General features: G+C 39.8%; 14 protein-coding genes. 5 read left to right on the top strand and 9 right to left on the bottom strand.

Annotation, left to right across the window (positions count from 1 at the left end; all coding sequences use genetic code 11):
• Positions 1-831 precede the first annotated feature (831 nt).
• The 3 genes from ruvA to dacB are packed head-to-tail and all read right to left on the bottom strand — an operon-like array spanning position 832 to position 5200.
• Positions 832-1416 carry a Holliday junction branch migration protein RuvA gene (ruvA, locus tag ACWICE_RS02145; RefSeq protein WP_454297538.1) on the bottom strand — a complete coding sequence of 195 codons (585 nt, stop codon included), beginning with the start codon at positions 1414-1416 and terminating at the stop codon, positions 832-834.
• A 9-nt stretch (positions 1417-1425) separates the two neighbouring features.
• Entirely contained in the window at positions 1426-3711 is a 2286-nt protein-coding gene (locus ACWICE_RS02140; protein ID WP_454297537.1) for an NADP-dependent malic enzyme, read from the bottom strand.
• A 49-nt stretch (positions 3712-3760) separates the two neighbouring features.
• Positions 3761-5200, bottom strand: coding sequence for a D-alanyl-D-alanine carboxypeptidase/D-alanyl-D-alanine endopeptidase (gene dacB, locus ACWICE_RS02135; RefSeq protein ID WP_185211331.1), 1440 nt, complete (start codon positions 5198-5200; stop codon positions 3761-3763).
• A 128-nt stretch (positions 5201-5328) separates the two neighbouring features.
• On the opposite strand from dacB, the gene ACWICE_RS02130 reads away from it, so the two are divergent.
• On the top strand, positions 5329-7104 hold the full coding sequence (locus ACWICE_RS02130) for an aminopeptidase P family protein (RefSeq protein ID WP_454297536.1): 1776 nt from the start codon (positions 5329-5331) through the stop codon (positions 7102-7104).
• Between the two features lie 739 nt (positions 7105-7843).
• Here ACWICE_RS02130 and ACWICE_RS02125 read toward each other — a convergent pair.
• A complete protein-coding gene (locus ACWICE_RS02125) occupies positions 7844-9616 on the bottom strand; it encodes an alpha-L-fucosidase (protein WP_454297535.1) in 1773 nt (590 codons plus the stop codon).
• Between the two features lie 171 nt (positions 9617-9787).
• Here ACWICE_RS02125 and ACWICE_RS02120 point away from each other — a divergent pair, with 171 nt between their 5' ends.
• Positions 9788-12172 (top strand): glycoside hydrolase family 3 N-terminal domain-containing protein, encoded by a 2385-nt coding sequence (locus tag ACWICE_RS02120; RefSeq protein ID WP_454297534.1) that lies wholly within the window; start codon positions 9788-9790, stop codon positions 12170-12172.
• Positions 12173-12205: 33 nt separating this feature from the next.
• Here ACWICE_RS02120 and ACWICE_RS02115 read toward each other — a convergent pair whose 3' ends face one another.
• From ACWICE_RS02115 to ACWICE_RS02095, 5 genes are all read right to left on the bottom strand, one after another.
• The gene (locus tag ACWICE_RS02115) at positions 12206-13234 is read right to left on the bottom strand and encodes a sialidase family protein (protein ID WP_454297533.1); all 1029 of its coding nucleotides are present in this window, start codon (positions 13232-13234) and stop codon (positions 12206-12208) included.
• A 72-nt stretch (positions 13235-13306) separates the two neighbouring features.
• Entirely contained in the window at positions 13307-14737 is a 1431-nt protein-coding gene (locus ACWICE_RS02110; RefSeq protein WP_454297532.1) for an alpha-L-fucosidase, read from the bottom strand.
• A 74-nt stretch (positions 14738-14811) separates the two neighbouring features.
• Complete coding sequence (locus ACWICE_RS02105; RefSeq protein ID WP_185211325.1) at positions 14812-16401, bottom strand: SusD/RagB family nutrient-binding outer membrane lipoprotein; 1590 nt, start codon at positions 16399-16401, stop codon at positions 14812-14814.
• A gap of 4 nt (positions 16402-16405) precedes the next feature.
• A complete protein-coding gene (locus ACWICE_RS02100) occupies positions 16406-19678 on the bottom strand; it encodes a SusC/RagA family TonB-linked outer membrane protein (protein ID WP_313260991.1) in 3273 nt (1090 codons plus the stop codon).
• A gap of 61 nt (positions 19679-19739) precedes the next feature.
• Positions 19740-20921 carry an ROK family transcriptional regulator gene (locus ACWICE_RS02095; protein ID WP_185215886.1) on the bottom strand — a complete coding sequence of 394 codons (1182 nt, stop codon included), beginning with the start codon at positions 20919-20921 and terminating at the stop codon, positions 19740-19742.
• Positions 20922-21137: 216 nt separating this feature from the next.
• On the opposite strand from ACWICE_RS02095, the gene ACWICE_RS02090 reads away from it, so the two are divergent.
• The 3 genes from ACWICE_RS02090 to pnp all read left to right on the top strand — a co-directional run bounded on the left by ACWICE_RS02090 (position 21138) and on the right by pnp (position 25135).
• Entirely contained in the window at positions 21138-22349 is a 1212-nt protein-coding gene (locus ACWICE_RS02090) for an acyltransferase family protein (RefSeq protein ID WP_454297531.1), read from the top strand.
• Positions 22350-22470: 121 nt separating this feature from the next.
• The gene (gene rpsO / locus ACWICE_RS02085; protein WP_093100604.1) at positions 22471-22749 is read left to right on the top strand and encodes a 30S ribosomal protein S15; all 279 of its coding nucleotides are present in this window, start codon (positions 22471-22473) and stop codon (positions 22747-22749) included.
• A gap of 223 nt (positions 22750-22972) precedes the next feature.
• Positions 22973-25135 carry a polyribonucleotide nucleotidyltransferase gene (pnp, locus tag ACWICE_RS02080; protein ID WP_454297530.1) on the top strand — a complete coding sequence of 721 codons (2163 nt, stop codon included), beginning with the start codon at positions 22973-22975 and terminating at the stop codon, positions 25133-25135.
• The last annotated feature ends 100 nt before the right edge of the window (positions 25136-25235 follow it).

The following is a 25235-nucleotide window of genomic DNA, read 5'->3' as shown; positions in this document are numbered from 1 at the left end:
TCAGCCTGAAGATTTCCCGAAAGATTTCTCGGGAATATTCATTCTTTAATTGAAATGATTTTCTTTGTTACTTTTGAAGCCCAAAAGTAACCAAACCGACGAAGGAGCCCACGGATACCAAAAACAACTCGAATCCGTAAACTCTTCGGCTCATTTAAGATGGCTTTTCGCACGGTCATCCGCACATGAAAAGAATGCCTTGTTGTCGGGAATATCTTTCAAAAGATCCTCCCATCCAAAGGGATGATCTTTTGAAAGCATTCCAAGGCCAATCCCATCGCACAGGTCATCGGCATTCTTTCCATTTTTCCGCCATTGGAAATGAGCCGGATGCTAAAATGCTTCCTTCGTAAGGATAATGTTTGTTAATGGCGAGAACCCCCAGAGGGGGTGACATCTTTATAGAAATTGGATGTTTGAAATGGCAAACCCAAAGCGTGGGTGAAATCTTTTTCAATAGTTCCTCTTTATGGGTTTAAAACAATAAAAAACAGTTTGCTCATCTTACGATTCGCAATGACCAAAATCCTCATAAAAAAACAACAATAGATTCTTCGTTGCACTCTGAATCCCTCTTTAGCATATTTTAATTCTGAACTGTCTGTGAGGAATCTGTATGGTACTCCTCTAGCAGGTCTTGTCATTCTGTACCGAAGGTACAGGAACTGTACGGCAATACAATCTTGAAAGATTTCAAAATTGGGCTTTTGATATTTCCGAGGCCTATCCTCGATCATGATGGCATAAAATTCTAAATCAACAATCAACCAAAAAAGAGGTTATCTTTATCAGATAACCTCTTAATCATGTTTTTATAAAGATAAATAACTCTTACAGGCGTTTTAAGGCTGCTTTGATCAATTGTTCTACAGAAAGATCTGGCTCGGCGGTATAAATGGCCTGAAGGGCTTTTTCCGCTTGAGCTTTTGGGAAACCTAACATGACCAATGCTGTCAATGCTTCTTCAGCTGAAGAAGGTTTGCTGACGATCAATGGAATCAATGCATCTGGGCCTTGCTTTTTAAGTTTATCTTGAAGTTCAAGAATCACGCGTTGCGCTGTTTTTGGACCAATCCCTTTTATTTTCTGGATGACATTGACCTGCCCATTGACGATAGCCTGTTGGATTTCTTCAGGAGTAATCGAAGAAAGCATCATTCTACCGGTATTCGGACCGATTCCAGAAACAGAGATCAAATGGTGAAAGAGATGTCTTTCTGCTTCTGTAGCGAAGCCAAACAGCGTTTGGGAGTCTTCGCGTACCTGAAAGGAAGCAAAAAGTTTACATTCTTCTTGATCTTTGATCTGGCTGTAGGTAGTCAATGAAATGTGCAAGTAATAGCCAATGCCATCCACCTCCAAAACGACATGGGTTGGAGCTTTAAAAACTAACTTACCTTTAAAATATTCGTACATAAGCTATGCTTACTGATTTTTTGATTCTTTTTCATGTTCAATTGCATCCACTACAGCAATGGTAACCATGTTCACAATTTCACGAACCGAACTATCCAATTGCAATACGTGGATAGGTTTGTTCATTCCTAATAGAACTGGTCCGACAGCTTCAGCATTTCCAACTTCCTGTAGTAATTTATAAGCAATGTTACCAGATTCCAAGTTCGGGAATACCAAGGTATTTGCTGGCTCACCATTTAAAGTCGAGAAAGGGAAGTTATCTGCCAATAGGTTTTTGTTCAATGCAAAGTTTGCTTGAATTTCACCATCTGCAACAATTTCAGGATGTTCTTTATGTAAGATGCTTACAGCCTCCCTTACTTTATCGGAAATATCACCAATATTTGAACCGAAGTTAGAGTAAGACAACATCGCTAAACGAGGTTTAACGTTGAACCTTTTAACTGCTGAATCCAATAAAACAGCAATGTCAGCAAGTTCGCGAGCGCTTGGGTTTGAGTTTACAGTGGTATCACCAAAGAATAATGGACCTTGGCTTGTCAACATAATGTACATCCCAGCAACTCTGCTTCCCGGTTTTGCTCCGATTACTTGTAATGCAGGGCGGATTGTTGAAGCATAATTGCGTGTCAAACCAGAAATAAGGGTATCTGCATCGCCAAATTCAACCATACTTGCTGCAAAGTAGTTACGGTTGGTCATTAACTTGCGAGAGTCTAACTTATTAACGCCTCTGCGTTGTCTTTTTTGGTATAAGTGTTCTGCGTATCTTTCAAATCTTTCAGATTTGATCTCAGCTTGAGGATCGATGATCTCAACACCATCCAGTTCAAAACCATATTCATGGATCAAATTGTTGATTTTTTCTTGGTTACCCAAAAGGATTGGGAAAGCAATTCCCTCTTCTTTAACAATCTGAGCAGCACGAAGGGTTTTATAATTATCAGCTTCAGCAAATACAACACGTTTAGGGTTAGATTTTGCTTTGGCGGTAATGGTACGGATCAAACGTTCATCTTTACCCAACCTCTTTCGCAATTCATCACGGTATGCATCCCAATCTTCGATTACCTTACGCGCTACACCAGATTTAATAGCAGCTTTTGCAACCGCTACGGAAACTTCCGTAATCAAGCGTGGATCTGTCGGTTTAGGGATCACATAATCGATTCCGAAACGGATGTTGTTGGCATTGTAAGCAATGTTCACTTCTTCAGGAACAGGTTGTTTTGCTAATTCAGCAATCGCCTTGACAGCAGCAATTTTCATGGCTTCGTTGATGGCCGTAGCTCTTACGTCTAGTGCACCACGGAAAATGTAAGGGAAACCAAGAACGTTGTTTACTTGGTTAGGGAAGTCAGAGCGTCCTGTACCCATGATAATATCATCGCGAGTTTCAAGAGCAAGCTCATAGGCGATTTCAGGATTAGGGTTTGCCATCGCCAATACGATTGGTTTTGGAGCCATGCTTTTCAACATTTCAGGCGTCAAAACATCGGCAGCAGAAAGACCGATGAAAACATCAGCATCCTTAACAGCATCTGCTAAAGTATGGATATCGCGGTCAGTTGCCCATTCAGCTTTAGTAGGGTCTAATACCTCACGGTCCTTACGGATAACACCTTTACTATCGCACATTACGATGTTATTTTTATTAGCGCCTACAGCCACGTACATTGCTGTACAGGAAATTGCTGCAGCACCTGCGCCATTCACCACGATTTTTAGGTCGGCGATATTTTTATCCTGTAATTCAGAAGCATTGATCAGAGCAGCCCCAGAAATAATTGCGGTACCATGTTGGTCATCATGCATTACTGGAATGTTCATTTCTGCTTTTAAGCGGCGTTCAATTTCAAAACACTCAGGCGCTTTGATATCTTCAAGGTTCACACCACCGAAGGTAGGTTCCAAAGCTTTAACGATATTGACAAATTCATCAACGTTTTTGGTGTCTAACTCGATGTCAAATACATCGATATCGGCAAAGATCTTGAAAAGTAATCCTTTACCTTCCATAACGGGTTTACCAGCTTGGGCACCAATATCACCAAGGCCTAATACGGCAGTACCATTACTGATTACGGCTACCAAGTTACCCTTGGCAGTATATTTATAAGCGTCTTCGCTGTTTTCTGCAATTGCCAGACAAGGCTCGGCTACACCTGGGGAATAGGCTAAAGATAAGTCTCTTTGTGAACTGTGTGGTTTTGTAGGAACCACTGCTATTTTACCCGGACGCCCCATAGCATGGTAGTTTAAAGCGTCTTTCTTTCTGTTGATGTTACTCATTACAATTTTGGTTTATACTAATATTTCATGATTATCACCTAGTAATAATCTACTTTAATACATCTAATAATTTAAACATACGTTGGCGCATCTGTCCAGCAGGGCCTTGGTAGTTGTTGACAAGCAATGCGAAGGTATATTCTTGTCCATCGCTTGATTTTTGGTATCCTGTGTAACCTAATACACCGCCAATAGTACCACTTTTCATGGTAGTATTGTTAATTGTTGGCAAAGATTTTAGAAACTCATCATACCACGGTCTCCCTTTAGCATATTGCATGATTTTGCTCATCGCCAAAGTCGTCACTCTATTTTGAGGCGATAAGCCAGAACCATCGAAGGTATTGATGGCACTTGGGTCTATCGATAATTTATTCTGCCAATATTTGGAAACTAAGGTTGCCGATTTTTCTGTGTTGTATTCCATTGCGGAAACCACACCAATCAATTTTAACAGCGACTCTCCATATAGATTGATGCTTTTTTGGTTGAACCAATGCACAATTTCACCTAATCTAGGCGATTTGATCAGAAGGATTGAATTTCTTTTTGCATCCAAGATGCTTGAAGAATCCATATCTGTTAATCTTTTTGCAGTAGTAACCTTGTTCAAGGAGTCTGTAACAAAGATAGAATCTCTACCAAGCGCATCAGAAAGCGAATATGCTAAGTCCAATGCTGGATCAGGTACTGAGATTTCAATTGTTTTTTTGAGATTGGCGCCATAGGTACCTCTTAGGTAAACTTGTGTAGAATATGGAGCTGAATAAGCATATACATTATCCCCCGAACCATTGGCTCCTGTTTTTACTTCATTGATTAAATGGTAGAATGGAGCTTTCTGTACAGGCTGTAAGGTTGCTGGTTTACCAGGTGCACCCGGTGTAAAGTTGATTCCAAGTTTGTTTTCTTTCCAATTTAAAGCAGAGAATCCTGCCCCATAATAATTTCCGATATCTGTCCACATCCAAGTTCCCGGAACATCGTAGCCGTTGAAGAAAATATCATCAGCAATGATTTTACCATTGATTTTTTTGATGCCAAGGTTCTTGATGGCTTCGGACCATTTTGCCAATAGGACTTCCGGTTTAGTGTCTGGGTATCTATCACTGCCAAGGGTAGGGTCGCCCTTACCTTCGATAATGATATTGCCATTTAAGGTGCCTAAGGAGTCAATCTGACCGGTGTAGAAAAGTTCAGTATTATAGGTGAAATCAGCCCCTAACAGATCTAAAGCTGTAATGGAAGTGATCACTTTCAAGGTTGATGCGGTAGGCATTCCGATCTGGTTATTGCTGTCGAAAACAATTTCACCAGTTTTAGAGTTTATGACCGTCAAGGAAGCCATGCCATTTTTTAGAGACGGGTTCTTGCTAAAAGCATCAAATGCCGTTTGGACTTTTGCCTTTACTCCTTGGGCTTGTACTGTTTGCGTGTTTAGGACGCTAATAACAGCAAGGAAATAAAAAAATGAAAAAAATCTTCTCATAGGTAGCAAATATCGTAATCTACTGCACAAGTAGTACATTTAAATTGTAAAATTTCAAATGTATGATGAAGTAAATGTATTAATTGTGAGAGTTTTTATAACTTGCGGGGATTATTAAAAATTACATAATGAAATACATCGATAAGTTAGCTTCCATCCGTAAAGAGATGAAAGAAAAGGGTGTAGATGCCTATATAATTCCCTCCTCCGATCCACATATTAGCGAATACCTTCCGGAAAGATACAAATGCATAGCATGGACCTCTGGTTTCACCGGTTCCGCTGGGACATTGGCCATCACGCAAGATTTTGCGGGTTTATGGACAGATTCTCGTTATTTTGTTCAAGCAAATGAGCAATTGGCGGGTACCGGATTTGAATTAGTGAAGTTGCAGGTTCAAGGTAAAGCAGAATATGCAACCTGGCTTTCCAAGACATTGAAAAAAGGCGATACTGTAGCTTTCGATGGCAATTTAGCTTCTGTTGCGGTTGCACAAGCCGTAGCGTCTGAATTAAATCCCTTGGGCATCCATGTAAATGGTCATCTAGATCTTTTGGAACCTATTTGGGATGGTAGACCTGAACTGCCTACTGAAAAAGCATTTCTTTTGGATGAAAGTACTACTGGACAATCTACAAAAGACAAAATTGCTAGCATAAAATCAAAGCTTAAAGATAAAAGGGCCGACCTTCATTTTGTTTCTTCATTGGATGATTTGGCATGGATCCTTAATATCCGTGGGAATGATGTTCATTGTAATCCGGTTGTATTGGGCTTCTTGCTGATTGAAGAGGATAAAAATTCCTTGTTTATTGGTTCGGGGAAATTATCTCCTGCTGATATTTCTTCTTTAAAGGATTCTGGAGTAGAAGTCGCTGACTATCAGCAAGCATTTGAGACTGTAAAACAGTTGAAAGGCGAACGTATATTATTAGACCCCAAGCGTACTTGTTTTGCCATTTATGATTCTGTTCCAGAAAACATCGAAATTTTGGAAGATATGAATCCTTCAACGACATTGAAGGCTATTAAAAACAAGGTAGAGGTAGATCATACCCGAAATGCCATGATAAAGGATGGGGTTGCATTGACCAAATTTTTTAAATGGGTTGAGGAAAACGTAGCATCGGGAGAACTTTCAGAAATTTCTATTGCTGAAAAATTGCAAGGACTACGTGCTGCTTCCACGGGTTTTGTTGATATCTCATTTGATACCATTGCTGGTTATAAAGCGCATGGTGCTTTGCCACATTATAAAGCAACAGAAAGCAGTAATTCAGTATTGAAGCCTGAGGGATTGTTGTTGGTGGATTCAGGTGGTCAATACCTAGACGGTACGACTGATATTACCAGGGTAATTTCTTTAGGACAGATACAACCTGAGGAGAAAACCGATTATACCATTGTTCTAAAAGGAACTATTGAGGGTTCTCAAGCTGTATTTCCTGTTGGAACTAAGGGATATTCCATTGATGCCATTACCAGAAGGCCTATCTGGGAAACCTTGCGCAATTACGGACATGGTACTGGACATGGGGTAGGATTTTTCTTGAACGTTCATGAAGGGCCACAGGTTTTCAATATGGCGGCAATCGATATTCCGGTTGAGGAAGGTATGATTACTTCCATTGAACCAGGTTTATATCGAGAAGGTCATTATGGAATCCGTATTGAGAACTTAGTACTTTCGAAGAAAGTGGAGAGTAATCAATTTGGTGATTTTATGGATTTTGAGACTTTAACGGTATGTTATATCGATACTGCGTTGGTTGATAAAAGCATATTGGACCAAAAGCACATTGATTGGTTGAACCAATATAATGGCTGGGTCTATGAACAATTGTCCCCTAAATTGGATGATGCTGAAAAAGCTTGGTTGAAGGCGAAAACAAAAGCGATTTAGTTTTTTAGACATAAGACAATAGACACAAGACATAAGAGCTAAGCGGGATATTAAAATTTTATGCAATTGCTGCATGAATTTGAACCAGGATTGATGGGATGAGAGGATGGGCCAAGATCTGGGAAGGAATCAGGATTCCCTTCGACTTAGCTCAGGGTACTGGATGAGAGGATGGACCAAGATCAATATTCCGATGGTCGAGCGGCGTCGAGACCCGGCACAGGATTATTGTTGGTATTACATTCAACATTATATTCACAAAATTCGGGGTGTATCGCATAAGTCCGCCGCGAAAAAATAAATAGAAAAATATTTTCCATCGGGGTTCCATTATTTTAGCTAGCATGGCAGGTTAGCCTGGAGATAGCGCAAAAACGATGTTCGATTAATCGAACATCGTTTTTGCATTAACCCTATATTGTTCGATACCATTGCTAAAATAATTCTGCCCTTCCAAGGCAGTATGTCGCAAAAATAGATTTTTCTAGAAAATAATTATAGCTCTAAACACCTAGAAACACAGATCTAACACACTTGTCATTGGTGCGCAGGAAGTCCTTTTGCAACCGGCTCATTTCCAGTGGCGGAGAGATGGATAGAATGTCGTTAACAGGCATGTTAATCTTGGTCCATCCTCCAATCCCATGAATCCTGGTTCTTGACCAGATCTTGGTCCCTCCTCTCATCCGGTACCCTGAGCGGCGTCGAAGGGCATCCTGGTTCAAGCCCTCAATCTTCCTTACTCTTTCTTTTTTTCAATCCATATTCTGTTAAAAAGAATAGGGTCTGATGCTGAGAATTCTAGATTTAGTTCTATTGGTTTTGTGATGCTGATCATTCCTACCGGGACATCCAAGAATTCTTCTACATACCAGTTTTGATTAGGTTCGACCGTTACTTTTCCATTGGGAGCTGCAGATACCGTGAAGGTGCTTTCGATATCCTTGATGCTGAGTTGGGTTGTTTTGCCGGAACCATTATGTAAAGAGGTTTCTATGCTGTATTCACCAGCTTCTGGAAGATAAACCTTCCATTGCACTTTTTGGTTGGCCTTTAATACAAGGTGATCGGGTTTAGTACCATCAAAGGCATTGAACTCCAGTCCTTTTGAAAGATGGTTCTTGGCATTTAATGAGAATCCGCCAAAGGTAGATTCAGCAACGACTTCAGTATTGAATTGAGGCTGGTCCATGGTTACTTTTAGGACCGATACATAGGGGTCAGGTTGTTCTTCAGGTACATGGATATGGATGATAGGGCCCAACTGTTCAAATTTTACTGCTTGGGTTTTATTTCCTTTTAACAGCTCGATTTTGGTTGGTTTGCTCTGCAAACCTGTCACACGAAGGATTTTATCCAAAGGCCAATTATAGACGTGTAAATAAAGTTCTTTTGTTTTGTTGTTGATGGTCATTTTACCCCAGTCATGTTGGGAGAATCGGATTGGCAGACCATTGTTATAATAAACAGCTTGTCCATACTTATTGAGCCATTGTCCCATGTCCATTAATCGCTGAACGCCTTCATATGGCACAGAACCATCGGCACGGGGGCCGATATTCAGGGTGTAAGAGCCATTCAAGCTAACATTGTTGATTAAGGATTGGAACAATTGATTGCTGGACTTCCATTCATTTTCCAGGGCATTGAATCCCCATGAATGCGCGATGGTTCCAGGTGTTTCCCAGATATGGTCGGTGTATGCGGATCCGAATTGATTGTCACCTAAAGTTTCAAAGTCTACATGTTCATTTTCAATCGGGAAACCCAGCCGTGAATTGATTAAACACTTAGGTTGTAATTCATGGATGAGGTTAGCCAGTTGATCCAGCTGTTCTTTTTTGATGATGCTCTGTTGGTAAGGAATCCACATATCAAACCACATCATAGCGATATCGCCATAATTAGTAAGCAATTCACGGATTTGAGGGATTACCTTTTCCTGCCAATACTGATTGTATTGAGCATCTGAAACTCGACCTGTGACTTCTTGGTTATGGTTCCAAGCATAGGGATGTTGCCAGTCGATCCAGTGGGAATAGTAAAAACATAGTTTGATATTGTGTTTTTTACAGGCTTCAGCAATTTCTTTTATGACATCTCTATTGGTTCCGCTAAGTTTTGGCAGAGAATAATCACTGACCTTACTATCCCAAAGTGCCACACCATCATGATGTTTTGAGGTAATGACAATATACTTCATACCGGCTTTTTTGGCTAGGAGTACCCATTCTTCTGGATTGATTTTATCCCAGTCAAACCTTTTTGCCAATTCACCATATTCTGCTTCACCGATACGGTTTCTGTATCGAATCCATTCCGCGTAATTATTGGGATGTCTTAACCTTTCGCCCTTCCAAATCCCTTCGGTTGCACTATAGAGACCCCAATGAATAAACATGCCGAAACGGTCATCTTCCAACCATTGGGCTTTCTTGGTTTGGGAAAAGATATTGAGACTAGTCAATGTCAATAACAGGATCAGAAGGATATGTTTTGATGATGATGCCATGTTGGTTTTAATAAAATTGGGTCTATCCAAATATATGGAAAACTGAAAACATATTCTAATGAGATTGATTAGCAAAAGATAGTTTATTTACCGCTAAAAGGATAAAATTGATTAAATTACCATGATTATAATATGTAGATTTTTATCCCTAATCCCAAGCATTGTTAATAGATGAAAATTAAGATAAAAGGACTTTTGATTTTTGGTTTGATGGTAGCCTGTCAATCCACTTTACAAGCACAGGAGTTTCCCTATAAGAATAAGGATCTTCCCGTAGAAAAACGGGTGGAAGACCTTTTAGGCAGAATGACCCTAGAAGAGAAGGTTGGTCAACTATCGAAGGTTCTGGGTTGGGAAATGTATGATAAGAATGCTGGAAAAATAGGGGTAAGTCAAAAGTTTAAAGAAACAGTCAAGAATCAAAAAATCGGATTATTATGGGCAACATTACGCGCAGATCCATGGACACAGAAGACTTTAATCACAGGCCTGACTCCAGAGGAGGCTGCCAAGGCAACCAACGCCTTGCAAAAATTCATGGTTGATAGCACGCGCTTGGGGATTCCATTGTTACTTTCCGAGGAGACTCCACATGGGCATATGGCTATTGGAGCGACCACTTTTCCAACGGCCATTGGCCAAGCGAGTACCTGGAATCCGTTTTTAATAGAAAAAATGGCCGGAGTAATCGCTGCAGAAGCATCTGCAGTTGGAGCTCATAATGGCTATGGTCCTGTTTTGGATCTAGCTCGAGAACCAAGGTGGTCAAGGACGGAAGAGTCTTACGGTGAAGATCCTTTTTTAGTGGGGAGGATGGGCGAAGCCATGGTCAGGGGCATGCAAGGAGAGAAACTTGGTCAAACAGGAAAGGTGTTTTCCACTTTAAAGCATTTTGTGGCATATGGTGTCCCGGAAGGGGGGCATAATGGAGGTAGTGTTTCTGTTGGTGAGCGAGATTTGAGGATGAATTATCTATTCCCTTTTGAAAAAGCGGTTAGGCAGGGAGCTTGGTCCGTAATGACGGCTTATAATTCCATAGATGGGATTCCATGTTCTTCAAATTCCTGGTTGTTGAATGAAGTTTTGAGAAAAGAATGGGGATTTAAAGGGTTTGTCGTGTCTGATCTATTGAGTATACAAGGTTTATCGGGAGGACATAATACAGCTGCAAACCCAGCAGAAGGGGCATCGCAAGCCTTGAATGCAGGATTGGATGTAGATCTAAGCGGTTCGGGGTATGATAAGAATTTGTTGTTAGCTATCAAAGAAGGGTTAGTGAGTGAAGATGAATTAAACCAATCGGTTGGCAGAGTCCTAACCACAAAGTTTCGCTTAGGTCTGTTTGAAAATCCTTTTGTTTCAGAAAAGGAAGCCAAGAAGAAAGTGGCTAGTCCTGAAAATATAGAAGTTGCAAGACAAGTTGCTCGAGAGTCTATCATTTTACTAAAAAATGATGGGGATCTTCTTCCTTTGAAAAAAGATCTCAAGCGAATTGCGGTGATTGGACCGAATGCAGATAATGTTTACAATCAATTAGGCGATTATACAGCGCCACAGGCAGATGGCAAGGTCAAGACAGTTCTGGCAGGGATTAAGGAGAAATTGGGAGCAAGAACTGAAGTTGAATATGTAAAAGGGGCTGCGATCCGTGATATGGGGCAGACCGATATCCCTGCTGCAGTTGCTGCTGCGAAACGTTCGGATGTTGTGGTCTTGGTTGTTGGAGGTTCAAGTGCTCGCGACTTTAAGACTTCCTATCAAGCAACGGGTGCTGCAGAGGTGGAAAGTAGCAAAAAAGGGATATCTGATATGGAAAGTGGAGAGGGGTTTGATCGTGCTTCATTGGATATGATGGGTGATCAACTGGAATTAATGCAGGCCATTCAGGCAACCGGAAAGCCAGTTGTATTGGTGGTTATTAAAGGAAGGCCATTAAACCTGAATTGGGCAGATGAACATATTCCTGCCATTCTTGATGCCTGGTACCCAGGGCAAGAAGGAGGGACAGCAATCGCGGATGTGCTATTTGGGGATTATAATCCAGCAGGTCGACTTCCTATATCAGTTCCAAGGTCTATTGGGCAGTTGCCGGTATATTACAATCATCAAAAGCCCAAACATCATCCTTACATTGATGAAGAGTCTACTCCATTATATAGCTTTGGATACGGGTTGAGTTATACTGATTTTGAATACAAGAATTTGGAAATGGGAATATTAGAAGGGGATGAGGATGTTGTTGTGGAAGTTTCCTTCGATTTGGTCAATACCGGAAATTTTGATGGTGAAGAAGTGCCACAGCTATACCTAATCGACGAGGTCAGCTCCGCTGTTTCAGCAGTTAAACAATTACGTGGATTTGATCGGGTTCCTTTGTTGAAGGGAGAAACGCGAAAAGTTAGTTTTACCCTTGATCAAAATGATTTGAAGTTATGGACAGCAAGCAAAGATTGGCAAGTCGAAAAAGGAAAGTTCAAGGTATTGATAGGTCCAGCATCCGATAATATTAAGCTGAATGGGGAATTTGAGGTTATGGACAGTAAAAAATTGAAGTAAGAGAAAGGCCAGAATTAATTCTGGCCTTCTGTTTTATTTTGGGTCTAAAACCACATGTTTTACATTGACTCTATTGTAGGTATAAGTTATATGAATCTTGCCTTTGGAATCTTGGAAGATAGTTGGATAGCTGAATTCACCTTTATCATGATTTTCTAATTCCATGAACTTTTTCCAATCCCGTCCATCATTGGAAAAGGCAATATTTAATTTTGCTCTTCCTTCCCACCATTCTTTTCCGGGAATGTCAGGATTGTAAACAATCCAATATTGGTTGTTTACCGGTATGGCATCAGTTCCAGAATTGGGGTTGATCAGATTTGTTTTTTCAAGGTCTGACCAAGTTTTGCCATTATCGGTAGACCAAGATGAAATGACCGAACCTTCCCTGCTGCGGCAGAGCACTTGAATCTTATTGTCTGGATGTAAAATAACGCTTGGTTGGATCACGTTCAAGGTTGATTCATGGTGGATTGGATATTTTTTCCATGTTTTCATATTCTTATCAGCAATTTCAACATGGGCAAGCCAACGGGTTTCACTTAATTCTTCACTGGATGGAGAAACAACGGTACCATTAGAAAGCTGTTTCGGTTTATTTTTGATTGGGCCTAAAATTCCATCAGGTAGTTTTTGTGCCTTTGACCAAGTTTTTCCATTGTCTTTTGAGGTCTTGACCATTCCCCACCATTCCCTTGGATTCGGTCCCACCTTATAAAAAAGATAGATGGTTTGATCATTATTTTTACGGAAAAGCACGGGGTTCCAACATGGGTAGGTTTTATCAGCGACTCCATCGGCCCAAATTGTTGGGTCTGACCATTTCTCTCCATCGTAAGTAGCTCCCCAGATCTTAACGTCTTGGTTGCCCTCATGGGTTCCTGCAAACCAACTGGCCAACAAAGTTCCGTCTTTTGCCTCTTCCATGGTTGAAGCGTGACATTGATCGAAATATTTGCCTTGTTCGAATATAAATTCAGATTTCAAAATGTTGGGTTGGGGCGATTGTGCAAAAAGATTTAAGTTAAAGAGAAGAAGGAGGATTACATAGGAGGTTTTCATACGCATTGATTTCATTTTAGATTACAATTTCTTATCCAGTATTTAAGATAAGAAATTGTAATCAGATAGTGGTTATCTTAAGCTGACTTGAATGGCTGTCGCATAATCCAGGTTCTTGGCTGAATTCTGTACAGTGAGTATGTTTTCCTTTAGATTCCATTTTGCTTTTCCATTATGGCCTAGGATTTTCACTGCCTTAATTTTACTGTTGGCAGGGATTTGGAATGAAAAAGAGGTTGGAGCACTGTATTTTTCGCCTTCGGACAAGTGGAATACGTTAATGGTTTTATTGTCCTTGCTACGGGTGTAGTAATATCCATTTTCATGATATGGAGCAACACTTCTTGTGGCGTAAATTGCAGACTCATTGATCTGCACCCATTTTGCCAATTCCTTAAGGCGATCGTATGCAGCTTGATCAAAGTCTCCATTTGGTCCAGGAGCAATGTTCATCAGGTAGTTGCCACCTCGAGAAATAATCTTGACTAAGGTTTCTACAATCTTTTTTGTAGGCTTATATTGGTCATTAGGGACATAAGAGAAAGAATTTCCCATGGTGATACAGCTTTCCCAAGGAATATCTAGTGGATGTTCAGGAATAGCCTGCTCCGGTGTCACGTAATTCTCCCATTTTCCGGGAACAGTACGGTCTACTACAATGATTCCAGGTTGATTTTTTCTTGCCATTCCACCAATACGGTCCATATCGATGTCCTGTTCGACCTTAATGCCGCGTTGCCAATCCACGGATTGGTCAATGGTGCTGAAGGGTCTGACCCAGCCACCATCAAGCCATAGGATGTCGACCTTTCCATATTCTGAGGTCAGTTCATTGATCTGGTTATAGGTGTAGTTTTTAAAATTGTTCCAGCGTTCTGGATATTTAGTAGGGTCGTAATTTACATTTCTGTCTTTTGGTGGGAAATATGGCCACCAATAATGTTCTGTGTGCCAATCAGGTTTGGAGAAATAGGCTCCTATTTTGAAACCTTCATTTCGAAAGGAATTGAAAATTTCTTTGGTGACATTGGCCTTTGGGTTACTAAAGAAAGGGGTATTCTTGGAAGTGATTTTGTAATCGGACTCTTTGGTGTCAAACATGGCGAAGCCATCGTGGTGTTTGGTCGTAAATACGACATATTTCATTCCGGCAGCTTTTGCTGCATCAGCCCATTTTTGGGGATTGAAATCTACAGGGTTAAAGGACTTCTGTAGGTTTTCGTAATTTTTTACATATTCAAAATAGGTTTTTCCGTGTTCGGGTTTACGTTGGGTCCAGCCTTCATCTTCAGGGCAAATACTCCAACTTTCCACGATTCCCCATTGGCTGTAGGTTCCCCAGTGCATAAACAGTCCAAACTTCATGTCCTGCCACTGCTCCAGATTTTGGATGACCTGTTGATCAGTAGGTTTTTGATAACCCGCGGAGACGTTGTGTGCTTGGCCAAAAGAAAGGGATGAAGCAAGGAGGAAAGCTGCGGTAAATAATATTGATCTCTTCATTGGTATTAAGTTTAGGGGGTTGATAAAAGAAAAGCCACGCGAAGTGGCTTTTCAAATAATAATTAGTTTGGGCATTAATTTACATCCCAGAATAATTTTGTATTTACGTTGTCTTGATCTTTGATAGCGTTGTAGTTTTCTTGATTGTACGTGATTTCATCTTGAACCATATTCCATTTTACAGGAACTGTTTTTTGGAAATCTGAAGTTTCAACACGGAATGCAAAAGTTGGGTAGTTTAATCTTCTCACCTCCGACCAGTTTTCTACAGATTGGATAATGTTGAAGTGTAACCATTTTTGCATAGCGATCAATTGGAGGTTGTTTGTTCCCCATCCGATTTTATTGATATAAGCTGTTGTCTGAGCAGTAGTTGGAGCAGTAGGTTTTGCTACGGTTCCATCATTACTGATGTTTCTCAATGAAACCTGTAGTTCAATGGATTCTTTGATCGCTTTTTCAAAACTAGCTTTTGCTGCTGTCGCGTTTCCACTGTTCAATTGATTTTCAGCTTTCAAGAAATCAACTTCTGAAGCCGTGATCAATATACCAGGGAAGTTCTGGTTGCGAGAATAAGTAGATCTGTTATAGATGGCAATCTTACTCGGGTTAGCAGGTGTTCCAGCAATCTGTGATGATTGAACAGCACTTGTTAGCGATTGATCTAGACCGATGAAAGCTCCATTAGCACCAGCGCCTGGTTCAAACATAAATGGAAGTCTTGGATCTGCATTGTTTAACATGTGGTCAATCATTACTTTTCCAGCAATATTGTTGTTCCAGCTTTCAATTGCATCCCTAAATCCTCTTGCATTCACATCTGAGGCATTGTTGAAGATATCAATTTGGATATTATCTGCATTCGATGCTAGGACAGGGAATTTTGTTGGATTGCCTAATATTTCATTGATTTCTTGGGTAGCTCTAGCAGAAAACTGTGAAGCTTTTCCAACGCGAGTCAGCATACGTAATCTTAAGGAGTTACAGTATTTTTTCCACAAGTCTACATTTCCGGAGTTAACCAAATCTTGAGTCTTGAAAGAACTAACTACCGCTGCTGGAAGCGTATAATTACTCAATTCAGTACTGATAGATTTTAAATCGTCTAACATAGCAGTATAGATATCTGCAGCCTTGTCAAATTTTGAGTAGGAGATGGTATAATCACCACCATTTGTACTTAACATACCAGCTTGAGACCATGGAATATCGCCATGTAAATCCACTTGTTGTTGCGTTAGGTCGTAGAAAAAGACCTTTGCAGTCAATAAGAAGATTTTCTTCATTGCCTTTTCATCTTCAGGGCTAGCGTTATACACTTTTTCAAATTCCCTGAACTGTGCCAATCCCCTATAGTATCTTTCCCAACGATCGTTAATTGCAGCCATACCTGGCGTTAATTGATCAGTGGTGTTTGCCCAGCCAATCGTTTGTAGATAACGGTGAATGGTTGGAGAAAGGGTTACAAAGTAATTTCTATAGGTTGGAACGACTAGTTCTATATAGCCATATTGTACACCTGTATATTGTTTTTCGATGGTTGAACTCGTTACTTTAGAAGGGTTCCGATATTCAGCATCAAAGGACTCTTTTTTACAAGAGGTTATCGTTGCTAGTGATGCAGCCATTAATCCCGCGATCACCAATAATTTGTTTGTTTTCATAATTTTAGAAGCTTGCACGTAACATGAAACCATAAGTTCTAGTTGCAGGAGAAGTACCCGCATTAGTAACGTTGTTTACCCAATAAGAACCACCTGTCATTTGCTCAGGATCTAAATCTTTCATTGATCTATAAATGAAGAATAGGTTTCTTGCAAATGCAGAGATCTGAAGGTTTTTCGCTCTTAAGCTTTTTGCTACAGAAGCAGGTAATCTATAACCCAAAGAAAGTTCTCTTAACTTGATGTAGTTGTTTTTCTGAACATACAAACCGTAGTTTGAGTTAGAGTATTGAGGACCTCCCCAGTTGTAGGTTTGAGCGTAGTAGAATGCTTGAGAAATGATATTGGTATTTGGAGAACCATCTGCTAAAACGCCGTCCATTACCATACCATCGTGGAATACTTTTTCACCAGCAGGGCCAGCGTTTCCAGTTGTTGCAATACCTTTACCATCTTTGATATAGTAGCTTAGACCACCGTGCTCAGCATCCATTGCTGTAAGGGTTTCTTCCAATAGACCACGAGATTTCATCCAGTTGATACCAGTAGGCATAGCATGTCCGCCCCAACGGAAGTCGATCAATGCATCTAAAGTGATGTTTTTGTAAGTAAAAGTATTGATGAAACCACCTGTTACTTTTGGCATTGCATTACCCGCTTTAACCCACTCATCTGGATCTAATTGATAAAGACCATTATCATTAACAATCTTTTTACCGCTTGCATCATACACATAAGGATGTACCATGATGTCACCCATAGATTGGCCTACGTTAGCAACTAATCTTGCTGCAGAACCATCGTAATCTGCTAACATTAATTGGGATGCACCACCAGGAAGAGCTTCTACCTTATTGCGGTTGAAGGCAAAGTTTAAGATAGAGTTCCATTTGAAGTTATCATTTGAAATAGGAGCTCCGTTTAATGCAAATTCGTAACCAGTGTTTCTCAATGTACCTACGTTAGCAAGGATTGAATTAGAACCTGTAGAATAAGGAAGGGTATAGTTTAAGATCTGGTCAACGATTTTACCGTTATAATAGGTAATGTCTAAACCTAATTTGTTATTGAACAATCTTGTTTCTAAACCGATTTCCAATTCGTGTTTGTTTTCAGGTTTGATTTTTTCATTACCGAAAGAAGAAGTTGGTATCTGGGTATACAATACTGATGCATCCGTACCTTGATTACCCAAAGTAGCTTGGGAATAACTTAAGGCACTTAAATAGATGTCTGGATATTTACCCACGATACCATATGAACCTCTTAATTTAGCATAATTGAAGAATTCAGGCATTTGGAATGCTTCATTCAAGATAATACTGGTGTTTACGGAAGGGTAGTATAGTACGTTGTTATCAGGGTGCATTTGAGAAATTTGCTCTCTTCTTAATGTACCTTCTACAAACCAGAAATCTTTAAAGTTAAAGTTGATGGTTCCGAAAGTAGCATCACGTAAAGAGTTCAATTTTGTTGAGTTACCTCTTGAAATATTGTTTGACGCACTGATATCATACCAATTTCTAACAGATAATCCACCGTCGGTATTTGCTGATAAATTCGTAGTATTCAATTTAGTAGCAGTATAACCAAGCATGGCACCTAATTTTACATCTTCGGTGATTTGCTTGCTATACGAAGCCAATAAGTCGGTGTAGTAAATATTTGCAGTCGTATTATTAGATGCATAGTATCCAGACTGTCCGAATGCTACCGGAATTTCGTTTGGTTGTTTATCATCTGTTTTTAAGTTCGTCATATCTGCAGAGAATCTACCGCGGATAGAGAAGTCTTGTGTTACTTGCCAAGTGTTGGTAAATGATCCGATCACCCTGTTCGAGTATTCATCATATTGTCTAGCCAAGTTATTCCACATGAAGTCTAATACGTCAGCTTTGTAGCCATTGTGTCTTAAGTTTTCTCCAGGTGTCAAACTTTGGTTAGAACCAGTTACATATTTATAGCCAAGGCTAGTGCTGTATCTGTCCAAATACCACTCTGGGTTATCGAAGGTCGAGATCATACCTGTAAAGTTGTTTACAAGACGGTCTGTCAAGAAGGGTCTGTTGTGGGTATGTTGATTAACATAGTTTACTACGATATCTGTGGTCAATTTATCCCAGAATTTCATAGTTGAATTGATACTAGCGATGTTCTTCTTGTTGTATGAAGACAGTGCGGTCATTTCGTTGTCTTGTCTAGTCAACGAGAACCTTGTGTTTGCTTTATCACTTGTATGCGATAGGGCTAAGTTGAAGATGGTGTTATTTGGGTTGTTGAATAGTTTGCCATATGAATTTTGCGCTACATAAGGTCTTACTTTACCATCCCAAGAAACAACAGGTTGGCCGTCGAATTTAGGGCCAAAGTTAATTGTTGCTCCTAAAAGACCTCTTTTTACACCATCAACTGCTAGATCATCACCATAATAGAAGAACATGTCTTCGCCTTGGCCTGCATCAGCATATTGAGTTGTATAACCAGGACCTCTCACATCTTGAAAGCGAGGTAAGTAGGCAATTTGGTCATGGGTATATGTTGCATTAAAGTCGATGGCAACACCTTCTCCACCTTTACCAGATTTAGTCGTCACCATAACTACCCCATTTAATGCTTCGGAACCATATAATGCGGCTGCAGAAGCACCTTTAAGCACAGTGATGGATTCGATATCTTCAGGGTTTAGGTCTTCTAATCCGTTACCTCTTGCTCTTTGGTCACCCCAGTAGTTAGAGTTATTGAAGGTGGTAGTTCTCATTGGAACACCATCAATAATAATTAATGGCTGAGAGTTACCGGTGATCGAGTTGACCCCACGGATATTGATGTTAATACCAGAAGTAGCACCACCTGGAGCTGCAGAAATACGAACTCCTGGCGCTTTACCATATAATGCACCTGCAAAGTTAGGTGATCCTGTTTTGGTCAATTCTTTTGCTTCTACGGTACTCATGGCATAACCTAATTCCTTAGGTGCTCTTTTGATACCCATGGCAGTTACCACGACTTCATCGATGTTACCAGCATCTTCCTGCATGGTTACATTTAAGATAGAAGAAGTAACATTGACTTCTTGTGTTTGATAGCCTACGCTGGTGAAGCGTAGTTTTTGGCCATTATTGGCTTCGATGGAGTAGTTTCCATCCATGTTGGATTGAGCTGCTTTGTTTGTTCCAACAACAGACACACTCACTCCTGGAAGACCTGCTCCATTAGGATCTGTTACTCTCCCCGTAACAGTTTGTTGTGCAAATAACGAAGATAAGCTGAAAAGCATAACTAAGGTTATACTGCAACATTTTGAGTAAAAATTGCTCATTTGTTGATGTTTTAAGTAATTAGTCTATTAATTGTGTTTTATAGATGTTTTTGTCTGCGTTCAAGATGCAGATGCATGTTGAACCCAATAATTGTATGTTTTCTGTGTTAGAGAATTCAATTTTTGTGTTTTGTGATAATCTTTTGATACTAAACTCCAATACTGCGCTTTGAATTTTAGGCAACAGTACATCCTTGGCTTTTGCACCACGTCCAGATATCAACACCAATTCAGGGTTGATGATATGGATTAGGGTTGCTATACCTTTTCCTAACATATATCCAATTTTATTGACCGCTTCCATGGCGAGTTGATCTCCATGTATGGCAGCAGTTAAAAGTTGGTCACCAGTCAGGTATTTTTGTTGTTTGAAAACAGCTTGTAGCGAGGATGCCTCGCCGGATTTTAGAGAGTTAGATGCAGATTCTACGGCAGCCAATAGGGAAGCATCAACTTCTAGGCAGCCTTTTTTACCACAAGAACAAAGTTTGTTTGAGTCAGAAAGAGGGATGTGACTGAACTCACCTGCAAATCCAGAATGTCCACGGTAGAGTTCGTTGTCCAGGATCATTCCTAGTCCAACACCCCAATTGAGGTTGACCACCATGACATCTTCAATGGATTTTGCAGATCCAAATTTATGTTCTGCAATTGCAATTGCGGAAGAGTCATTTTCCACAAAAGTCGGCAAATTAAATTCTTTTTGAATGTTAGTTTTCAGGTCGTAGAATGGGGAATTGCTACTATAAGAATTGTTTTTGCCAGTTTTGCTATCTACAAATCCAGGAATGGTTACACCGATCCCATAAATTTGATAAGCGTCGGTTTGTTTGATTGTGTTTTTAGTCAGTGCAATAATTTTTTCATAAGCATCGTCCTCTCTTAGGTCGATCACTTCAGTGTTTATTGCAGTTTTATATTGGTTTTTAAAGTCAACAACGACTACTGAAGTATAGAATTGGTCAATAGCAATGGATAGAATTAAAGGGAGATGTTTTTCGTTTGGTACAAATTGAGCAGCACGTCTACCGCCTGTGGAAGGGGCTAGGCCGTCTTGTTCGATCAGGTTTAGTTGCAATAATTTATTTACGGCATTGGTAATATTGGGCACACTTTTCCCAATCGACGCACTAAGTTCTGCAATCGATTGCGGATTGGAAAAATATAACCGCTTTAGTATTGATAATTTAAGGCTATCCAAAGTTAAAATTGATTATTTAATACTTTCGTAAAGTTATGATAAAAAGAAATTAACAAACAAATACTTTTTAAAAAAATTAATAAGTGTTGTCATATTTATCGGAAAATATAGCAAAGTAGCGATGATTTATGCGTTTTTATGCCTGTTTGGCTAATTAAAAGTATTTGTATTGCATTTTTATGTGGGTTTAATTGTAACTTCGGGAGGATTTAAATTATGAAACAGCGCTATTATTCATTAGATGTCTTTAGGGGAGCGACAGTTGCCTTAATGATTTTGGTTAACAACCCGGGGACCTGGTCGCATATGTTTGCTCCATTAAAGCATGCGCCATGGCATGGTTGTACCCCTACGGATTTGGTTTTTCCTTTTTTTCTATTTGCAGTAGGAAATGCGATGTCATTTGTGATCCCGAGATTACAGGAGGCAGGCGATGGCATATTTTGGAAGAAAGTGATCAAGCGGACGATATTGATCTTTTTGATTGGATTGGGATTGAACTGGTTTCCATTTGTCCATTGGTCTGATGGGGTTCTACAATTTAGGGAATGGGTAAATAGCAGTAATCCTGAACAGGGAGTTCGGATTTTAGGAGTATTGCAGCGAATTGCCATTGCTTATTTCTTTGCCTCAATTTTGGCTTATTATTTTAAACCTAGAACCTTAATATTTATATCAGCGTTGATCCTTTTAGGTTATTGGGGATTATGCGCCTTTTTGGGAACAGGAGATCCTTATTCATTAGAAGGATGGTTTGGTACTGCGATAGACAAGCAAATTCTTGGGGTGGCCCATATGTACAAGGGAGAGGGTGTGCCATTTGATCCAGAAGGATTAATGAGTGCTATGCCCGCTGTTGTTCAGGTGGTATTCGGTTATTTAGCAGGAGTGTTTATCAAAAAGCAGGGTCAAGTAGATTGGTTATGGACAAAGGTACCACAGACCAATGAACCACATTTTAAGCTGTTGTCTGGGATGTTTGTAACCGGGTTTATTCTATTGGTCTTGGCATGGACCTGGTCATTAGGATTTCCAATCAATAAAAAGATCTGGACAAGTTCATATGTTTTATATACCACTGGCCTAGGAATTCTGACAATTGGAACCATGATCTGGTATATAGAAGTGCAGGGAGTTAAGAATTGGTTGACACGATTCTTTGATGTCTTTGGGAAAAATCCACTTTTTATCTTTGTTTTAAGTGGGCTGTTGCCGAAGACCTTGGGTTTAATCCGTATTCCGATGGGAGTGAACGACCTTGGAGAAACAACATTCGGTAGTCCATTTACCTGGTTCTATAAAAATGTATGTGCACAGATTCCAGGAATACCCGAAATCGGTTCGTTTGCCTATTCATTATGTTTTCTGGTCGTTATGTGGGCAATTTGTTACTGGTTAGATCAAAAGAAAATCTACATTAAAGTATAATTCTAAGTTACTGAGCAATAGAAGCATCAATAAAAGAACAATAAATTTTTTGTTTCGGTAAGAAGATGTTAACTTTGCACGCAATTAATAAAATTTTTAACGCTTTAATATTATTCACGAAATGTATTTAAGTAAAGAGTACAAAGCTGATATCTTCCAAGAATTTGCAGGAGCAGCTGAAAACACAGGTTCTGCAGAAGGACAAGTAGCTTTATTTACAAAAAGAATTGCTCACTTAACTGGGCACTTGAAATCAAACAGAAAAGATTTTAACACACAACGTTCCCTACAAAAATTAGTAGGTAAGCGTCGTTCATTATTAGCTTATTTGTACAAAAAGGATATCGAAAGATACCGTGCTATCATCAAAGCATTAGGCTTACGTGATATCATCAAATAAGCAATCTGTAAAGAGCTTTTAAAAGGGACCCTGAATATTCAGGGTCCCTTTTTTATTTTGAATTAATAAAATTGCACCACGCTTATAATGAATGGGCTGAGATTCTAAAATTTTGGCCGTTGATGATTCGGCAATGAATTTTTAATTACCTTTGTGCGATTAAAAAGGTCAATATTAATTTGGTGCATGTAAAATGACGCAAATGCATCACAAAGAAAAAACAATGAGTTATAACGAAAAGAAAGTAACAATTGAGATGGGTGGCGGACTAGCTCCCATTGAATTGTCGACTGGTAAGTTAGCTAAACAGGCTGATGGATCAGTAGTTTTGAAACAAGGAGCAACGATGTTGCTAGCGACCGTGGTGTCGTCAAAAGAACCTAAAGCTGGTGCTGATTTTCTTCCATTATCAGTAGACTACCAAGAGAAATATGCGGCTACAGGTCGTATTCCAGGAGGATTTTTACGTCGTGAGGCAAGACTTTCAGATTATGAGGTTTTGATTTCACGTTTAATCGATAGGGCTTTACGTCCATTGTTCCCAGAAACTTACCATGCTGATACGCAGGTTATGGTAAGCTTAATTTCTGCGGACAAAGAAATTATGCCAGATGCATTGGCAGGATTGGCAGCATCAGCAGCTATTGCTGTATCTGATATTCCATTCAATGGACCTATTTCAGAGGTTCGTGTTGCGAAGATTGAAGGTGAGTTGGTGATCAACCCGACTGTTTCAGCATTGGAGAAAGCATCTTTGGAATTTATTGTTGCGGGTTCTGCACAAGACATCGTGATGGTAGAAGGAGAAGCGAAAGAAATTTCGGAAACTGAAATGGTAGAAGCTATTGCTTTTGCTCATGAAGCTATCAAAAAACAAGTTGCTGGACAGATTGAATTGGCAAATTTAGTAGGATCACAAGAAAAACGTGATTTCAACCATGAGCCTTCTAATCCAGAATTGAAAGATGCAATCTATGCAGCTACTTATGAGAAAGTTTATGAAGTTGCTAAATCAAAATCTAGCAAGCATGAACGTACAGAGAAGTTCGCAGAGATTGGTCAATCATTCTTTGAAACTATGGGTGATGAAATCGATGAGGATACTGAATTCTTGATGAAGAAGTATTACCACGATGTTCAATATGACGCAGTTCGTAATCTTGTATTAGATGAAGGAATTCGTTTAGATGGTCGTGATGTTCGTACTGTACGTCCTATCTGGACAGAGGTAGATTATTTGCCAGCTGCTCACGGATCAGCGGTATTTACACGTGGTGAAACACAATCATTGACTTCAGTGACATTGGGCGCTAAAGATGATGAGCAAATGATCGATGGAGCTTTCTTCCATGGGTATAATAAATTCATCTTACACTATAATTTCCCAGGATTTTCAACTGGCGAGGTAAGACCAAATAGAGGTCCAGGTCGTCGTGAAGTTGGACACGGGAACTTAGCGATGCGTTCATTGAAACAAGTTCTTCCTTCAGAAGACAATCCTTATACTATCCGTGTTGTTTCTGATATCTTAGAATCAAATGGTTCATCATCAATGGCAACTGTATGTGCTGGTACATTGGCACTAATGGATGCAGGTGTTAAGATTGCTGCTCCGGTTTCGGGAATTGCAATGGGATTGATCACTGATGAGAAAACAGGTAAATATGCAATCCTTTCGGATATCTTAGGTGATGAAGATCACTTAGGCGATATGGACTTCAAAGTTACTGGTACTGAAAAAGGTATTGTAGGATGTCAGATGGACCTTAAGATCAATGGTCTTAAATGGGAAGTGTTGACTCAGGCATTAGATCAAGCGAAAGAAGCTCGTCTACATATCTTGGGTGAAATGGCTAAGACTATTTCTGCTCCACGTGAAGACTACAAACCACACGCTCCACGTATCATCCAAATCTTAATTGATAAGGAATTTATTGGTGCTGTAATTGGACCAGGTGGTAAAATTATCCAAGAAATGCAACGTGAGACTGGTGCCACTATTTCAATTGAAGAAGTTGACAATAAAGGTGTGGTTCAAATCTTTGCTGACAATAAAGAAGCCATCGATGCTGCATTGGCAAGAATCAAAGCGATTGTTGCTAAACCAGAAATTGGTGAGATCTACGAAGGTAAAGTGAAATCAATCATGCCATTTGGTGCATTCGTTGAAATCATGCCTGGTAAAGACGGATTATTACATATTTCTGAAATTGACTGGAAACGTCTTGAAACAATGGACGGTGTATTCAAAGAAGGTGATATGGTGACTGTAAAACTTTTGGATGTGGACAAACAAGGAAAAATGAAGCTTTCTCGTAAAGTTTTGTTGCCTCGTCCTCCAAGAGAAGATAAGCCAAAACAAGAAAACAAGCCACAAGGCGAATAATATAGAGAAAGAGAGCGATGCGAATTGCTCTCTTTCTTTTTTGACCTCCAACCAGAGGATAAAAGACATTAGACTTGAAACTTACAACAGGTCTAATGTC

The sequence above is a fragment of the Sphingobacterium sp. NPDC055346 genome (assembly GCF_053645235.1).
The sequence above is the reverse complement of the archived record's forward strand: the minus strand, read 5'-3'. Positions and strand labels throughout refer to the sequence as shown.

Coding starts and splice junctions, on each gene's coding strand:
- ruvA (WP_454297538.1), bottom strand. CDS start 1,416: ATGTACGAATATTTTAAAGGTAAGTTAGTTTTTAAAGCTCCAACCCAT.
- ACWICE_RS02140 (WP_454297537.1), bottom strand. CDS start 3,711: ATGAGTAACATCAACAGAAAGAAAGACGCTTTAAACTACCATGCTATG.
- dacB (WP_185211331.1), bottom strand. CDS start 5,200: ATGAGAAGATTTTTTTCATTTTTTTATTTCCTTGCTGTTATTAGCGTC.
- ACWICE_RS02130 (WP_454297536.1), top strand. CDS start 5,329: ATGAAATACATCGATAAGTTAGCTTCCATCCGTAAAGAGATGAAAGAA.
- ACWICE_RS02125 (WP_454297535.1), bottom strand. CDS start 9,616: ATGGCATCATCATCAAAACATATCCTTCTGATCCTGTTATTGACATTG.
- ACWICE_RS02120 (WP_454297534.1), top strand. CDS start 9,788: ATGAAAATTAAGATAAAAGGACTTTTGATTTTTGGTTTGATGGTAGCC.
- ACWICE_RS02115 (WP_454297533.1), bottom strand. CDS start 13,234: ATGAAAACCTCCTATGTAATCCTCCTTCTTCTCTTTAACTTAAATCTT.
- ACWICE_RS02110 (WP_454297532.1), bottom strand. CDS start 14,737: ATGAAGAGATCAATATTATTTACCGCAGCTTTCCTCCTTGCTTCATCC.
- ACWICE_RS02105 (WP_185211325.1), bottom strand. CDS start 16,401: ATGAAAACAAACAAATTATTGGTGATCGCGGGATTAATGGCTGCATCA.
- ACWICE_RS02100 (WP_313260991.1), bottom strand. CDS start 19,678: ATGCTTTTCAGCTTATCTTCGTTATTTGCACAACAAACTGTTACGGGG.
- ACWICE_RS02090 (WP_454297531.1), top strand. CDS start 21,138: ATGAAACAGCGCTATTATTCATTAGATGTCTTTAGGGGAGCGACAGTT.
- rpsO (WP_093100604.1), top strand. CDS start 22,471: ATGTATTTAAGTAAAGAGTACAAAGCTGATATCTTCCAAGAATTTGCA.
- pnp (WP_454297530.1), top strand. CDS start 22,973: ATGAGTTATAACGAAAAGAAAGTAACAATTGAGATGGGTGGCGGACTA.